Origin of the sequence: Dermabacter jinjuensis (assembly GCF_902381725.1) — a bacterium.
Lineage (GTDB): Bacteria > Actinomycetota > Actinomycetes > Actinomycetales > Dermabacteraceae > Dermabacter > Dermabacter hominis.
Genome location: NZ_LR698963.1, coordinates 1,933,021 through 1,947,193, shown reverse-complemented (window position 1 = coordinate 1,947,193; position 14,173 = coordinate 1,933,021). Strand labels below are relative to the sequence as shown.

Here is a 14,173-nt window from a genome sequence, read left to right as displayed (position 1 = left end):
AGAAAGGCGGGGCAGGATCGGTGAATCAGGCGCTCGTCCAGCGGAAGAATCTCACCGTCAAACTCCCAAAGACCGCGGCCCACAGGGCGAGGAGCCCGAGCGCGGCGAGGGAGGGTGCGTGCCCCGATAGCGTCTCGGTGAGTGCGCTCGATGCAGCAGCCGACGGCAGCACTGAGACGAGAGTGTCGAATGGCGCGGGAAATCCGTTCGCGGGGATCGCCACCCCACCGACGGCGATGAGGAGAATAAAAATGATGTTTGACAGCGCGAGTACGGCCTCAGTGCGAAGCGTGCCGGCGATCAAAAGACCGAGCCCCCCGAAGGCACACGTGGCAAGAATCCACACGGGAATCGACAACAGGATTTCACCAGCGGTGGGCCGCCAGCCAAGTGCGAACGACAGGGCGCCGAGCGCAACGATCTGCAGGATGTGCACGATTGCCATCGCACCCAATTTGCCAAGCATGTAACCGCCGCGACCGAGAGGTGTCGTGGCGATCCAACGCAGCACCCCATTTCGACGGTCGAAGCCGGTGGCGATTGCCTGTGAGGTGAGGGAAGTGGCAATGATGGCGGTCACCGCTGTCGCGGCAACGGCGTCGGTCATTGACGGCGACTTGCCGCCAAAAAGAGCGGGCGAAACGGGGACGAACCGCAAGCCAAGAAGAACCATTGCAGGCAGCATGAGCGAAACCATGAGCTGCTCTCCGTTGGTGAGAATCGCCCGTGCTTCAAGTTGTGCGTGCGCGGCGATGCGCCGAGGGGTGCGGGCGGCGCGGCGCGAATCGGACATTACCGAGTGCGGGTCCGTGCTCACTTCGTCTCCTTTGCTCGCGTGTTCGACAGCGACACGAGAATGTCCTCGAGGGAATCGGGGCCGTGTTCGATGGCGAGAGTGACCCCTTGGATTTCGGCGGCGTTACGTACTGCCTGTTCAAACGCCACGAGGCGCTCCTCCGAAGGGGCACTCGCAGCAATATCGATCGAGAGCGGGGATTGGCTCCCGAGCGTGCGTTCGACGTCAGCGAGGGTGCCGTCGGCCTTCACGGAGCCTTCGGCGATGACGATGACGCGATCCGCGAGCGAGGCGATGTCGTCGAGCGCGTGAGAGGTGAGGATGACGGCGGCGCCTCGCTCCGCTTCGGCTCGGATAAGCTCTCGCGTGCGTCGCTTGACCGCGACATCCATGCCGGCGGTCGGTTCGTCGAGAAAAAGAACGTCGGGCACGCCGAGCAGTGAAAGAGCGAGGCTCAAACGCTGCCGTTGACCACCGGAGAGTCGGCGCACGAGGGTCGATGAGAAGGAATCGATACCGAGTTCGCGGGAAAGGGCGCGCCAATCCCGGGGCCGCGCGTAGAGAGATGAGGCGTAGGCGAGTAGCTGCGCTGGGGTGGCTCCTGAGGTGAGGCCGCCGTCCTGAAGCATGACGCCGACCCTCGCGCGCGTCTCGGCGTCGTGAGTGAGAGGGTCGGCGCCGAGGAGTTGTACCTCGCCTGCATCGGGGGAGAGGAGCCCGGTCGCGCACGCGATCGTCGTGGATTTGCCGGCGCCGTTTGGGCCTAGCAGCGCGGTGATCTCCCCGAATTTCGCCGAGAGACTCACGTTTTCGCACGCCGTGACGGAACCGAATTGTTTACGCAGGTGAGTGATTTCGAGTGCCGGCGGTGGTGTGGCCGCGCGCCCGGCTGCGGTCGAAGTGTGAGTGCCCATGGCACATCATGGTAATGTGCGCGCAGCCGCGGCGAGGGGCGGGAGGGGTCCGACGGTCGACTGGTTTTCGCGATGTGTGTGACATACGCCGCGCTCCGCCGGGACTTAGGTAACCCTCTCTATCTTTTCGAAACTCACGGTTTGTAGAATCGCATCGTCCACCGGTTTGGCGAAAGGAGGATGTCGTGAATGCTCGCACCGAAGCGTCCGTCAATGATTCGACGCGCGAACGCCTCATCGAGGCTATTAGTATCGACGGTCCCATCGCCGCAGGCGACCTTGCCGAACGTTTTCACCTCACCGGCGCTGCTATCCGTCGGCACCTATCCCAATTGCACGCCGAGGGCATCATTGAGGAAAAGGAATCGTCCCACAGGCCCCGAGGGCGCGGGCGCCCTCGCAAGGAGTTCGTGCTCGCCGCGACCGCCCCGGAGCCTGATGCAGCCTCGAGAGAGTGCGAAAGCCTCGCTCTACTGGCGATGAAAGAACTCGAACGCGCTGGCGGGCACGAGGCCCTCGTCGCACTCGCGAAGGCGCGCACCGCCGAATGGGAAGCGGAGTTCGAGCGGCGCTATGCGCGTGAAAGCGATGAAGGTGAGGTGACGCCGGCGCGCCGCGTGCGCCTCGTGATCGACCTTCTCAAAGAACTCGGCTATGCCGCATCGCTCAGGCCGGTCACGGTGAGCGTCGGCTCTCTCGGGCGAGACGGTGCCCCGTCGCGGACCCTCACGACGGTGCAGATGTGCCAGGGACGCTGCCCGGTCCAAGACATCGCCGCGAAGCACCCGGAGCTGTGCGAGGTTGAAACGGCTGCGCTTTCGAGAATGCTCGGCGTTCCCGTTCAGCGCCTCGCGACTCGAGCGGCGGGTGCGCACGTGTGCACCACCCACTTAACCCCGGCCATGAGCGCGGCAATTGCCGAGTCCATGGCCGAAGGGGAACTTGCCTCGGACGTCACCACAGATTTGCTCACAGAAGGAAGGAAGCCATGACGACTGCACCAGAGCAGCTCAGTCAGGACGAGATCATCGCGTCGATCGGCAGCTACGAATATGGCTGGCACGATTCGGATACCGCCGGCGCCACTGCTCAGCGAGGGCTGAGTGAAGAAGTCGTGCGCAACATCTCGCACCTGAAGAACGAGCCCGAATGGATGCTCAAGCGCCGACTGCGCGCACTCTCGCTCTTTGAAAGGAAGCCGCTTCCCACGTGGGGCGCGGATCTTAGCGAGATCGATTTCGACAACATCAAGTATTTTGTGCGCTCGACAGAGGGGCAGGCGAAGAGCTGGGAAGACCTGCCTGAAGACATCAAGGCGACCTATGATCGCCTTGGTATTCCCGAGGCAGAAAAGGAGCGCCTCGTCGCCGGCGTCGCCGCTCAGTATGAGTCCGAGGTCGTGTACCACCAGATCCGCGAGGATCTCGAAAAACAGGGCGTCATCTTCGTCGACACCGACACGGGCCTTCGCGAGTACCCCGAGATCTTCGAGGAGTACTTCGGCACCGTGATTCCTGCCGGCGACAACAAGTTCGCGGCGCTCAACACCGCGGTGTGGTCGGGCGGCTCATTCGTGTACGTTCCGAAGGGCGTCCACGTGGAAATCCCGCTCCAGGCCTATTTCCGCATCAATACCGAGAACATGGGGCAGTTCGAGCGCACGCTCATCATTGCCGACGAGGGCTCGTACGTGCACTACGTCGAAGGCTGCACGGCGCCGATCTACAAGTCGGACTCGCTCCACTCCGCGGTCGTTGAGATCGTCGTGAAAAAGGATGCGCGCGTTCGCTACACGACCATTCAGAACTGGTCGAACAACGTGTACAACCTCGTCACGAAGCGCACGACCGTCGAAGAGGGCGGAACGATGGAATGGGTCGATGGCAACATCGGTTCAAAGGTCACCATGAAGTACCCCGCGGTTTGGCTCCAGGGTGAGCACGCGCGCGGTGAGACTCTCTCGATCGCCTTCGCAGGCGAGGGGCAGCACCAAGACACCGGCTCGAAGATGGTCCACATGGCGCCCCACACCTCGAGTTCGATCGTGTCGAAGTCGGTTTCTCGCGGTGGCGGCCGCTCCTCGTATCGCGGCCTCGTCCAGGTCAATGAGGGTGCGCACCACTCCGCCTCTAACGTCCTTTGCGATGCGCTCCTTGTCGACCAGGTCTCTCGAACCGATACCTATCCATACGTCGACGTTCGCGTGGATGACGTACAGATGGGACACGAGGCAACGGTGTCCAAGGTCAGCGAAGAACAGCTGTTCTACCTCATGAGTCGCGGCCTCGAAGAAACCGAGGCAATGGCGATGATCGTGCGCGGATTTATCGAGCCGATCGCGCGTGAGCTCCCCATGGAGTACGCGCTCGAGCTCAACCGCCTCATTGAACTGCAGATGGAAGGAGCCGTGGGTTAATGACCACGACGGATCATTCGAAGGCACAGCTCGAATCGGAAGGTATTGCCCTTCCGGGTGAGCGCAGCGGCCTCCTCTCTCGCGCGACCCGCCACGCCGCCTTCGGGATCGACAACCACGAGATCCCGACCGGCCGCGAAGAAGAGTGGCGCTTTGCGAGCTTGCGGCAGCTCGCCCCGCTTTTTGAGGCACGCGAGACCCACGTCGAGGAAAGCGTCGTGAGCTACGAGGTCGAGTCCCCCGAAGGGCTCGTCGTCGATTCGCTCGGGGAGAAGGAAGCCCCGCGCCACACGGCGATCCTCCCCGAGGACCGCATCGCCGCGGCAGCCGCGGAGCTGACCGCGAACGCACTGTACCTCAAGGCCCCTGCGAACACCGAGGCTAGCGAACCGGCGCGCGTGGAAGTTTCTGGACACGACGCATCCATCGCCAGCCACGGCGAGATCGTGCTGCACACCGAAGCTAATGCGCGCGCGACCTACGTCATCAACCACACGGGCTCCGCGCTGTACGCGCAGAACGTCGAGATGGTCCTCGACGAGGGCTCCGAGATGACCGTGATCGCGATCCATGACTGGGCCGACGATGCCGTGCACGTCGCCACTCACGTCGCGAAGATCGGGACGGACGCTCGCCTCAAGCACATCGTCGTGACGCTCGGCGGCAAGGCGGTGCGCGTGAATTCAACCGCGACGTTCGCCGGCCCCGGTGGCGAAGTTGAGCAGGACGGCCTGTACTTTTCCGACGAAGGCCAGCACCTCGAGCACCGACTGTTCGTGGATCACGCCGCGCCGAAGTGCACATCGAACGTCCTGTACAAGGGCGCCCTCCAGGGGCGCGGTGCGCGCAGTGTGTGGGTGGGCGACGTGCTCATCCGCAAGGAAGCCGAAGGCACCGAGACGTACGAAATGAACCGCAACCTCGTTCTTACCGAGGGGGCCCGTGCCGATTCAGTTCCGAACCTCGAGATCGAGACCGGCGAAATTGAAGGGGCGGGGCACGCCGCTGCGACCGGGCGTTTCGATGACGAGCAGCTGTTCTACCTCATGGCGCGCGGCATCTCCGAGATCGAGGCGCGCCGTCTCGTCGTTCGCGGCTTCTTCCAGGAGCTCATCCAGAGAATCGAGGTTCCAGAGGTACGTGACTACCTCACGGAGCAGATCGAGATCGAGCTGCAGCGGAGCATGAACTAAATGTCCACGACACACGCGGTAGCACACCTTGATGACCTCGCGCCTGGATCCGTGATGGGCATCGAGGTGGACGGTATCGAGATTGCCCTTGCGCGCGACACGGATGGAACCGTGCACGCACTCGGCGACCTTTGTACCCACCGCAACGTCAATCTCTCTGATGGCGACGTCGAGGACGGCGCCTTGGAATGCTGGAAGCACGGTAGTCAGTTTGATTTACGTACCGGCGTGCCTAGGCAGCTTCCCGCGCATGTCGCAACACCCGTATACCCCGTCACGATTGACCAGGCGAGCGGCACGATCAGCGTTTCGCTCGACCCCATCGAACTTTCCTGACTTGAAAGGAACACCATGTCCGTTCTTGAAATCAAGGACCTCCACGCAACCGTGGAAACTCCCGAAGGCACCAAGGAGATCCTCAAGGGCGTGAACCTCACGCTCCGCTCCGGTGAAACTCACGCGATCATGGGCCCGAATGGCTCGGGCAAGTCCACGCTCGCGTACTCGCTCGCCGGTCACCCCAAGTACGAAATCACCTCGGGTGAAGTCCTCCTCGATGGCGAAGACGTTCTCGAGATGAGCGTCGATGAGCGCGCAAAGGCCGGGCTCTTCCTCGCGATGCAGTACCCGGTCGAGGTTCCCGGCGTGACCGTCTCGAACTTCCTGCGCACCGCTAAGACGGCGGTCGAGGGCGAGGCCCCGAAGCTGCGCGAGTGGGTCAAAGATGTGAACGCCGCGATGGAAAAGCTCCGTATGGACCCGCATTTTGCGCAGCGTAACGTGAACGAAGGGTTCTCGGGAGGCGAGAAGAAGCGTCACGAGATTCTCCAGATGGAGCTGCTGCGCCCGAAGATCGCGATCCTCGACGAGACCGATTCCGGACTTGACGTCGATGCTCTTCGCGTCGTTTCGGAGGGCGTGAATCGTGTGAAGGACGAGACTGATCTCGGCGTCATGCTCATCACGCACTACACGCGCATCCTCAAGTACATCAAGCCGGATTTCGTGCACGTCTTTGTGAATGGTCGCGTGGCGGAAGAAGGCGGCCCTGAGCTCGCCGAGCGCCTCGAGGCCGAGGGCTACGACCGTTACCTCACGGCGTAGGCCTCACGACCACCGGAAGGACGGCTTAAGCAATGTCCGAATCGAAAGACGTCAGCGTACAGGACGTCACCGAAGCACTGAAGGACGTCATCGATCCCGAGCTCGGGATTAACGTCGTTGACCTCGGCCTCGTCTATGGCGTGACCGTCGAGAACGGCAATGCCGTTGTCGACATGACCCTGACGAGTGCCGCGTGTCCGCTTCAAGACGTGCTCGAGGAGCAGACTTTTGCTGCGCTCGACCCGATTACGGAGACGCACCGGATTAACTGGGTGTGGATGCCGCCGTGGGGCATGGAACGCATTACTGAGGACGGCAAAGATCAGCTTCGCGCGATCGGCTTCAACCTCTAACCTGCGCGGCTTAGGAAAGGGCGGGGCCCGGCTCACTTCACGGTGAACCGGGCCCCGCCCTTGTGAGGCGTGATGAAGCCTACGCGGTACGTGGTGCGGCCGCGAGGGCCTCGTCTTCGGCGCGTTCGCGATCGCCCTTATCCATCCAGTCTTTGCCGTCAATCATGCGGGCCACGAGCATAGAGGAGGAGTTGTCGCCGACCGCATTGATCGTGGTTGCGGGAGCGTCGATGATTGTCCCGATGATCGAAATGACCGGCAGCGCAGTGGTGGGAAAACCGTAGAGAGTAATAATCATGAGTTCTCCGACGAAGCCGCCCGAAGGGATGCCGCTCATCACCATGCCGCTGAGGAGCGCGATGCCGACGGCGATGAGAAGGTTCTCGATCGTGAAGAGATCGCGTTGGAACAGGGTGAAGAGGAACGAGATCTTGAGGATCGCGGAAAGGACTGATCCTTCCATATGGATCGTCGCGCCGATCGGGATGATCGTTTCTCGAATGTCCCGCGGCACACCTGTGCGCTGCGCGGCCTTGAGGTTCGCCGGGAGACACGCCACGGAGGAACCGGTGCCAAGCGCGATCGCGGTGGGCTCGAGGATGTTGCTCCAAAAGCGTTTGATGCCTTTGGTGCCGCCCGCAATGTAGGCGTAGAGCGTGAATGCGACGCAGAAGTAGACGATGGTGACGGGGAAATAGATGACGAATGCACGTACGTACCCGCCCACGAGTTGCGGACCAAGTTCGCCGATGAGCGCGGCGAAGTAAGCGCCAAGACCGATCGGCGCGTAGTACATGATGAGCGAGACGAGCTTCAGGAATACGGCGCTAGCGGACGAGAGGAACTCGCGGAACGCGTCGCCAGCTTTTCCAATGCCACTCGTGGCGAACCCGACGAGTACCGCAAAGATGATGAGCGCGAGCATGTTGGAGGGGGAGAGGAGCTCGCCGAACTCGTTCACGGTGAGAGTTTGCACGATCTGATCACCAATCGATTCGGGCTTTTCGACGGTCCCTGGATCGGTGAGTGTGATGTTGAGCGGCTCACTTGAACGGAAGATCCACAGTACCGTGAGCATGATGATCGCGGCGACGATTCCCGTGGAAATGAACACGAGCATCATCGACCCCATGATTTTCCCAAGCCGTTTGGCCGAATCCATGGCGGCGACCGAGGACGCGATTGAGAAGAAGACGAGCGGCACGACGAGCGTGAACATCATGTTCACGAACACAACGCCGAAGGGCTTCACAACCGCGGCGTCGGGCCCGAAAACAAGTCCGGCGATCGCGCCGAGAACGACACACGCCAGGATGATGAGAGGGAATCGGTAATTACGCAACATAGGTGCATTATCTCAGCTTTGGCCAGCTGAAAGCAGCATTGAGGGCCGTCCGCACCTGGGATATCTCGCACACTCTCATTTTTAACAAGCGGCTGGGCGCCCTCTGCGGGATGACCTTTGCAGAGGGTGCACGGCGTTACCGCTCGTGTGCGAGTACATCTCGAGCGCTCCGATAAGGAAGACCATGTGCCTCAGCCACTTCTTCATGAAGTAGCTCGCCGCGGAAGGTCGAGAATCCCGAAAGCAAGCCCGGGTGGCCGGCGATCCCCTCAATACACCCGTTTGCGAGAGCACGCACGTAGGGAAGGCTGGCCCCCGCGAGGGCAACGCTTGCAGTGCGGGCAACGGCACCGGGCATGTTTGCGACGCAATAGACCGTCGCATTACCCACGCGGAAGGTTGGGTCATCGTGTGTGGTGGGGCGAGAGACCTCGGTACAGCCGCCCTGGTCGATTGCGACATCGATGACGATTGATCCGGGTCGCATCGCCTCAATCGTTTCACGTTTGATGAGCTTCGGGGCCGCTCGTCCGGGTAGGAGAACAGAGCCAACGACGACATCGGCTTCGCGCGCGAGGGTATCGATGGCTTGCGCATTAGAGAATCCGGTTGAGATACGCGTGCCATGCGTGCGATCGAGATCGGCAAGCCGCGCGGAATTAATGTCGAGCACGGTCACGCTCGCGCCCATGCCAGCGGCGACGATCGCAGCCTGCTCGCCGACGACGCCGCCACCCACGACGAGAACTTTGGCACGCGCCGTGCCGGGCGCGCCTCCCATGAGAACACCGGTTCCGCCAAACGGCGACATGAGCTGATGGGCGGCGACCTGTGCGGAGAGCCGACCGGCGATGATGCTCATGGGTGCGAGGAGGGGAAGCGAACCGTCGGAACCCTTCACCATCTCGTAGGCAAGCGCGGGAGTTTTCGCAGCGAGGAGTGCCTGCGTGAGCGAGCGTGAAGCCGCGAGATGGAGGTAGGTGAAGAGAATCTGATCCTCCCGGAGGTACCCGTACTCGCTCTCGAGAGGCTCCTTGACCTTGAGGAGGAGATCGGCCTCGCCCCAGACGGATTCGGCCGTGTCGGCGATCTGTGCGCCGGCCCCCTCATAATCCGTGTTGGTGAAACCAGCGTTGACACCCGCGTCCTTCTCAACAACGACCTCATGCCCGGAACGGATCAGCTCCTCGACGCCGGCGTGGTGCATCGCCACACGATATTCGTTGTTCTTGATTTCCCTCACGATACCGATTTTCACGTTCATCTCCTTTGCGTCGTGGCGCTCCTTCGCACCGAATTCACGTTCCTTCCATGCTTACGCAGTCCACGCTCTCGCTCAAGGGGCTTACACAAAACGTTCGTGATGTGCAGGGCGCTTGTGCAATCCGCTACCCCGGGGCGGGGAGTCCGACGGCTGCAGGGCCCGAATCGGCCACGCATTACTAGACTTGTGCGCGGCCCCCAGGGGTCGAGCCCTTCTTCGTCAGTTTGTAAAGGACACCATGATCACGGTTCATGACCTCGAGATCCGCGTGGGTGCACGCATGCTTATGAGCGGCGTGGACTTTCAGGTCGCGAAAGGCGACCGCGTGGGGCTTGTTGGCCGCAATGGTGCCGGTAAAACGACCCTCACTCGCACGTTGGCGGGCGAGCGCGAAGCCGCGGCGGGTTCGATCGATATCCGCGGGCAGATCGGCTTCCTCCCTCAGGACACAACCGAGGGGGATCCGAAGCAAAAGGTGCTCGCGCGCATTCTTGAAGCGCGAAACCTCGCCCGCATTTTCGAAAAACTCGCGCAAAGCGAGCGGGATATGGCCGATATGAGCCTCAGTGAGACAAAGCGCGAGAAGGCGATGGATCGCTACGTGCGCTTCAACAACGAACTTGAAGCACAGGGAGGTTACGCGGCCGAGGCGGAGGCAAAGCAACTCGCGGCAAACCTCGGGGTCGATAACCGCCTGCTCGAGGCCGAACTCGGCACGCTCTCTGGCGGTCAGCGTCGCCGCGTCGAACTCGCACGTATCCTTTTCTCGCAGGCGGAAACACTCGTGCTCGATGAGCCGACCAACCACCTCGATGCTGACTCAATCGTGTGGCTTCGCGAGTTCCTCATGCAGTACCCGGGCGGAATGATCATCATCTCCCACGACATCCAGCTCGTTGAGCACGTCGTCAATAAGGTGTTCTATCTCGACGCAAATCGCCAGGTCATCGACGTCTACAACATGGGTTGGAAGAATTACCTGCGTCAGCGCGAGGACGACGAGAAGCGTCGTAAACGTGAGCGTGCCAACGCTGAAAAGAAGGCCGCAACCCTTCAGGCCCAGGGCGAAAAAATGCGGGCGAAGGCGACGAAAGCGGTTGCTGCCCAGCAGATGCTCCGCCGCGCCGAAAAGCTTCTCGACTCCCTTGAGGAGGAACGTCAGGTTGAACGCGTCGCGAAGCTTCGCTTTCCGAAACCGGCCCCGAGCGGCAAGACCCCTCTCAGGGCAGAGGGGCTTTCGAAAAGCTACGGGAGCCTCGAGATTTTTACCGACGTGAATCTCGCGATCGATCGTGGCTCGCGCGTTGTCGTTCTCGGACTCAACGGTGCGGGTAAGACGACCCTTTTGCGTCTGCTCGCGGGCGTCGAAACCCCGGACACCGGAGAGATCATTGCCGGTCACGGGTTAAAACTCGGCTACTTTGCCCAGGAACATGACACGCTCGAACTTGAGCGCACGGTTCTCGACAACATGCAGCGCGCTGCGGGGGACTTGCCCGAAGTCGAGGTGCGCAAGATCCTCGGTTCATTCCTCTTCCAGGGCGACGACGTGCACAAGTCCGCAGGCGTTCTTTCGGGTGGCGAAAAGACCCGTCTCGCGCTCGCGACCCTTGTCGTCTCCAGCGCGAACGTTCTTCTCCTTGACGAGCCCACAAACAACCTCGACCCGGCGAGCCGCGAAGAAATCCTCGGTGCGCTCAGCGCCTTCGAGGGAGCGATCGTGCTCGTGAGTCACGACCCGGGTGCCGTCGCGGCGCTCGATCCCGAACGAGTGCTGATGATGCCCGATGCTGTCGAAGACCTCTGGAACGCCGAATACGAGGAGCTCATCGCGCTCGCGTGAGAAGGATCAAGGGGAAACCGGCAACCGTCGGAAATTTCCCGCGCCCGAAGGGCGCTAAAATTAAGGATTGTGTGCGTCCTCGAAGGGGCGCGTGCGCAAATGCAACCCCGAACGGAGAATCATGGCAAGCACTAACGATCTGAAGAACGGCATGGTCCTGAAGCTCGAGAACGGCCTGTGGAGCGTTGTCGAATTCCAGCACGTGAAGCCCGGCAAGGGCCCGGCGTTCGTTCGCACCAAGCTCAAGAACGTTCTCTCGGGCAAGACCGTTGACAAAACCTTCAATGCGGGCGTCAAGGTCGAGACCGCAACGATCGACCGCCGCGACATGCAGTACTCGTACATGGATGGCGACCTCTTCGTATTCATGGACACCACGACCTGGGAGCAGACCAACGTGACCGCGGAGATCGTTGGCGACGCCAAGGACTACATGCTCGAGGGCCAGGACGCCGTCGTGGCATTCCACGAGGGCACGGTACTTTTCGTTGAGCTTCCCGCCTCGGTCGTTCTCGAAATTACCCACACCGAGCCCGGCCTCCAGGGTGATCGCAGCTCGGGCGGCACGAAGCCCGCAACCCTCGAGACCGGCCTCGAAATCCAGGTGCCTCTCTTCCTCGAGCAGAACACCAAGGTTAAGGTCGACACCCGCACCGGCGACTACCTCGGACGTGCCTGATATGCCGTTCGATCCGCTGGATCTTCCGCTGCCGGGGCGCGAGGGGGACGAAGTTGAACTCGTCAAGACCCTCCCGTCGCGGACGCATAAATTTGGTGCAGTGACGCGTGCGCGCGTGCGCGCGATTGACGTGTTGTTTGAGGCCGACGCCCGCCAGGTGGGTGTCGAGGAACTAGCCGAGCAGCGCACCGTCACCTCAACCGCGCAGACCCCGCTGCCCGAGGCAGCGAAGCGTTTTGCGCTTATGTATGCCGCGCACGCCGCTGACATTGACGACACGATTGCTTCGCACTCGGAGGCGTGGACGCTCGAACGCATGCCCGCTGTCGACCGAGCGATCTTGCGTATGGGAGCGGCCGAGATTCTTCACGGCACCGGAGTCGATGCTCCTGTGCTGCTCAAGGAGTACACGAGCGTTGCCGCCGAGCTGTCGACGGAAGATTCGGCATCGTTCGTCAATGCGCTTCTCCAGCGAATCGCGGACGCGAAGGATCTACTGGGCTAAGAAGGGAGACGTCCATGGCTGAGGATCTCCGCACGGAAGTGTTCAAGGCGGGCGACATTCGCCGCGCGTTGACCCGGATCGGCTACGAGATTGTCGAAGGTGAAAAAGGTGTCGACGATTTCGTGCTCATGGGGATTCACAGCCGTGGCGTGCCCCTTGCCTACCGCATCGCCGAGGCGATTGCGCGTGCCGGCAACACCGAGCGCGACCCCGCGAGCATCGTGGGGGAGCTCGACATCACGCGTTTTCGCGATGATCGCTCGTCGAAGCCTGCGCGGGAGGAACGAGAGACGCGCCTTCCCGAGGGAGGGATCGAAGGCCGCACGGTTATTCTCGTCGACGATGTGCTCTATTCAGGTCGTACGGTACGCGCGGCGCTCGATGCCCTGAGCGCGCTCGGTCGACCGGCCGCTGTTCGACTGGCGATTTTGGTCGATCGAGGCCACAGGGAGCTGCCAATTCGCGCAGATTTCGTCGGCAAGAATCTGCCGACGTCGCGGCGAGAGCGGGTCAACGTGTTGCTAGAGGAGTGCGATGGCGCGGACTCCATTGTTCTTGAAAGATCAGTAACAGGCGGGTGCTGATCCCGTCCCGAACGCAAAAAACACACGATATGCCTGCTCAAGGTGACAAATAGGTCACGATTTCGCGGTTTTTCAGCGTTCTTCAAGACTTTATCAACTTGGTGGGTAACTCTATACGTAGCTCCAAGCCGAGCGGTTTGCTCGTTGAGTGCCAGTCGCGACGCGGAAGAGTGTTTGCAAATTCTCTGGGGCTTCGTCATGAAGATTCATGAGAATGGGTACCATCCCACGAATAGATTGAAGAGGTAGACACGTGGCTCTCCCCACTTTGACCCCCGAAGCGCGCAAGGCCGCACTCGAGAAGGCTGCACAGCTCCGCCAGGAGCGTGCGCAGGTGAAGAACCGCCTCAAGAACTCGACCGGCAACCGCGGTGAGGAAATCGCGAACCTTATCGAAGAAGCGAAGACGAGCGAGGCTGTTGCTCGCCTTAAGGTTTCCGCGATGCTCGAATCCCTCCCGGGCATTGGCAAGGTCAAGGCTGCGCAGATTATGGACGAGATTGGCATCTCGCCCTCGCGCAAGATGCGGGGCCTCGGCCGCCATCAGGCGGAAAAGCTTATTCAGCACTTCGCAGAGTGAGCCCGGCGCAGTCGCTCGACGTGCCCCGCGGGCGCGTCGTTGTCGTCGCCGGTCCGACCGCCGTCGGCAAGGGCACTGTTACGCGCAGACTTCTCGAGAAACACCCCGAGGTCTATCTATCGGTCTCCGCGACCACGCGTGATCCGCGCCCCGGCGAAGTGGACGGGATCCACTATTTTTTCTGGAGTCCCGAACAGTTCGACGATGCCGTGAATAACGGCGACATGCTCGAATGGGCCCTCGTGCACGGCCGCAATCGTTACGGAACACCGAGGAGCGCCGTCGAAGCGGCCCGGGCCGAGGGGTGTGCGGTCATCCTTGAGATCGACCTTGAGGGGGCTCGCCAAGTGCGTTCCTCGATGCCGGATGCGCGCTTCGTGTTCTTGGCTCCGCCCAGTTGGGACGTCCTTGTTGAGCGTCTCGTTGGGCGGGGAACAGAAAGCCCTGAAGAGCAGGAGCGGCGACTTGAAACCGCGCGGGTGGAAATGGCCGCTGAAAAAGAGTTTGACGTGACGATCGTGAACGATGATCTCGATGAGGCCGTCGACGCGCTCGCACGCGAAGCTGGGCTCGCTATCGCGTGAATGACATCACCGA

General features: G+C 61.6%; 16 protein-coding genes. 12 read left to right on the top strand and 4 right to left on the bottom strand.

Annotation, left to right across the window (positions count from 1 at the left end):
• Window positions 1-25: 25 nt before the first annotated feature.
• Together FXY94_RS08660 and FXY94_RS08655 are read right to left on the bottom strand one after the other, a co-directional pair.
• Window positions 26-817 (bottom strand): ABC transporter permease, encoded by a 792-nt coding sequence (locus FXY94_RS08660; protein WP_016664653.1) that lies wholly within the window; start codon window positions 815-817, stop codon window positions 26-28.
• Entirely contained in the window at window positions 814-1,710 is an 897-nt protein-coding gene (locus tag FXY94_RS08655; RefSeq protein WP_016664652.1) for an ABC transporter ATP-binding protein, read from the bottom strand. The genes FXY94_RS08660 and FXY94_RS08655 overlap by 4 nt, the downstream gene beginning before the upstream one ends.
• 185 nt (window positions 1,711-1,895) lie before the next feature.
• On the opposite strand from FXY94_RS08655, the gene FXY94_RS08650 reads away from it, so the two are divergent.
• Genes FXY94_RS08650 through FXY94_RS08625 form a run of 6 tightly spaced genes read left to right on the top strand, consistent with a single transcriptional unit; the run spans window position 1,896 to window position 6,776 of the window.
• A complete protein-coding gene (locus FXY94_RS08650; RefSeq protein WP_016664651.1) occupies window positions 1,896-2,702 on the top strand; it encodes a helix-turn-helix transcriptional regulator in 807 nt (268 codons plus the stop codon).
• The gene (gene sufB, locus FXY94_RS08645) at window positions 2,699-4,126 is read left to right on the top strand and encodes a Fe-S cluster assembly protein SufB (protein WP_016664650.1); all 1,428 of its coding nucleotides are present in this window, start codon (window positions 2,699-2,701) and stop codon (window positions 4,124-4,126) included. Before FXY94_RS08650 ends, sufB begins: the two co-directional genes overlap by 4 nt.
• Window positions 4,126-5,319, top strand: coding sequence for a Fe-S cluster assembly protein SufD (sufD, locus tag FXY94_RS08640; RefSeq protein WP_016664649.1), 1,194 nt, complete (start codon window positions 4,126-4,128; stop codon window positions 5,317-5,319). The genes sufB and sufD overlap by 1 nt, the downstream gene beginning before the upstream one ends.
• Window positions 5,320-5,655 carry a non-heme iron oxygenase ferredoxin subunit gene (locus FXY94_RS08635; protein WP_016664648.1) on the top strand — a complete coding sequence of 112 codons (336 nt, stop codon included), beginning with the start codon at window positions 5,320-5,322 and terminating at the stop codon, window positions 5,653-5,655.
• A gap of 15 nt (window positions 5,656-5,670) precedes the next feature.
• Window positions 5,671-6,423: a Fe-S cluster assembly ATPase SufC gene (gene sufC, locus FXY94_RS08630; RefSeq protein ID WP_016664647.1), complete on the top strand. Its 753-nt coding sequence runs from the start codon at window positions 5,671-5,673 to the stop codon at window positions 6,421-6,423.
• A gap of 32 nt (window positions 6,424-6,455) precedes the next feature.
• Entirely contained in the window at window positions 6,456-6,776 is a 321-nt protein-coding gene (locus tag FXY94_RS08625; RefSeq protein ID WP_016664646.1) for a metal-sulfur cluster assembly factor, read from the top strand.
• A gap of 79 nt (window positions 6,777-6,855) precedes the next feature.
• On the opposite strand, the gene FXY94_RS08620 is transcribed toward FXY94_RS08625, so the two are convergent.
• A complete protein-coding gene (locus tag FXY94_RS08620) occupies window positions 6,856-8,121 on the bottom strand; it encodes a dicarboxylate/amino acid:cation symporter (protein ID WP_016664645.1) in 1,266 nt (421 codons plus the stop codon).
• 136 nt (window positions 8,122-8,257) lie between these two features.
• Entirely contained in the window at window positions 8,258-9,385 is a 1,128-nt protein-coding gene (gene ald / locus FXY94_RS08615; protein ID WP_232049699.1) for an alanine dehydrogenase, read from the bottom strand.
• Window positions 9,386-9,623: 238 nt separating this feature from the next.
• Between ald and abc-f the strand changes: the two genes are divergently transcribed.
• The 6 genes from abc-f to gmk all read left to right on the top strand — a co-directional run bounded on the left by abc-f (window position 9,624) and on the right by gmk (window position 14,160).
• Entirely contained in the window at window positions 9,624-11,228 is a 1,605-nt protein-coding gene (gene abc-f, locus FXY94_RS08610; protein WP_016664643.1) for a ribosomal protection-like ABC-F family protein, read from the top strand.
• A 121-nt stretch (window positions 11,229-11,349) separates the two neighbouring features.
• Complete coding sequence (gene efp, locus FXY94_RS08605; protein WP_016664642.1) at window positions 11,350-11,907, top strand: elongation factor P; 558 nt, start codon at window positions 11,350-11,352, stop codon at window positions 11,905-11,907.
• 1 nt (window position 11,908) lies between these two features.
• The gene (gene nusB, locus FXY94_RS08600; protein ID WP_016664641.1) at window positions 11,909-12,412 is read left to right on the top strand and encodes a transcription antitermination factor NusB; all 504 of its coding nucleotides are present in this window, start codon (window positions 11,909-11,911) and stop codon (window positions 12,410-12,412) included.
• 14 nt (window positions 12,413-12,426) lie between these two features.
• Window positions 12,427-12,996, top strand: coding sequence for a bifunctional pyr operon transcriptional regulator/uracil phosphoribosyltransferase PyrR (gene pyrR / locus FXY94_RS08595; RefSeq protein ID WP_016664640.1), 570 nt, complete (start codon window positions 12,427-12,429; stop codon window positions 12,994-12,996).
• 253 nt (window positions 12,997-13,249) lie between these two features.
• On the top strand, window positions 13,250-13,576 hold the full coding sequence (gene mihF, locus FXY94_RS08590; protein WP_016664639.1) for an integration host factor, actinobacterial type: 327 nt from the start codon (window positions 13,250-13,252) through the stop codon (window positions 13,574-13,576).
• Entirely contained in the window at window positions 13,573-14,160 is a 588-nt protein-coding gene (gene gmk / locus FXY94_RS08585) for a guanylate kinase (protein ID WP_016664638.1), read from the top strand. The genes mihF and gmk overlap by 4 nt, the downstream gene beginning before the upstream one ends.
• Window positions 14,161-14,173 lie beyond the last annotated feature (13 nt).

Excerpts from the sequence above, each read along its gene's own strand:
- FXY94_RS08655 (WP_016664652.1), bottom strand. The coding sequence starts at position 1,710 with ATGGGCACTCACACTTCGACCGCAGCCGGGCGCGCGGCCACACCACCG.
- sufB (WP_016664650.1), top strand. The coding sequence starts at position 2,699 with ATGACGACTGCACCAGAGCAGCTCAGTCAGGACGAGATCATCGCGTCG.
- sufD (WP_016664649.1), top strand. The coding sequence starts at position 4,126 with ATGACCACGACGGATCATTCGAAGGCACAGCTCGAATCGGAAGGTATT.
- FXY94_RS08635 (WP_016664648.1), top strand. The coding sequence starts at position 5,320 with ATGTCCACGACACACGCGGTAGCACACCTTGATGACCTCGCGCCTGGA.
- sufC (WP_016664647.1), top strand. The coding sequence starts at position 5,671 with ATGTCCGTTCTTGAAATCAAGGACCTCCACGCAACCGTGGAAACTCCC.
- FXY94_RS08625 (WP_016664646.1), top strand. The coding sequence starts at position 6,456 with ATGTCCGAATCGAAAGACGTCAGCGTACAGGACGTCACCGAAGCACTG.
- FXY94_RS08620 (WP_016664645.1), bottom strand. The coding sequence starts at position 8,121 with ATGTTGCGTAATTACCGATTCCCTCTCATCATCCTGGCGTGTGTCGTT.
- ald (WP_232049699.1), bottom strand. The coding sequence starts at position 9,385 with ATGAACGTGAAAATCGGTATCGTGAGGGAAATCAAGAACAACGAATAT.
- abc-f (WP_016664643.1), top strand. The coding sequence starts at position 9,624 with ATGATCACGGTTCATGACCTCGAGATCCGCGTGGGTGCACGCATGCTT.
- efp (WP_016664642.1), top strand. The coding sequence starts at position 11,350 with ATGGCAAGCACTAACGATCTGAAGAACGGCATGGTCCTGAAGCTCGAG.
- nusB (WP_016664641.1), top strand. The coding sequence starts at position 11,909 with ATGCCGTTCGATCCGCTGGATCTTCCGCTGCCGGGGCGCGAGGGGGAC.
- pyrR (WP_016664640.1), top strand. The coding sequence starts at position 12,427 with ATGGCTGAGGATCTCCGCACGGAAGTGTTCAAGGCGGGCGACATTCGC.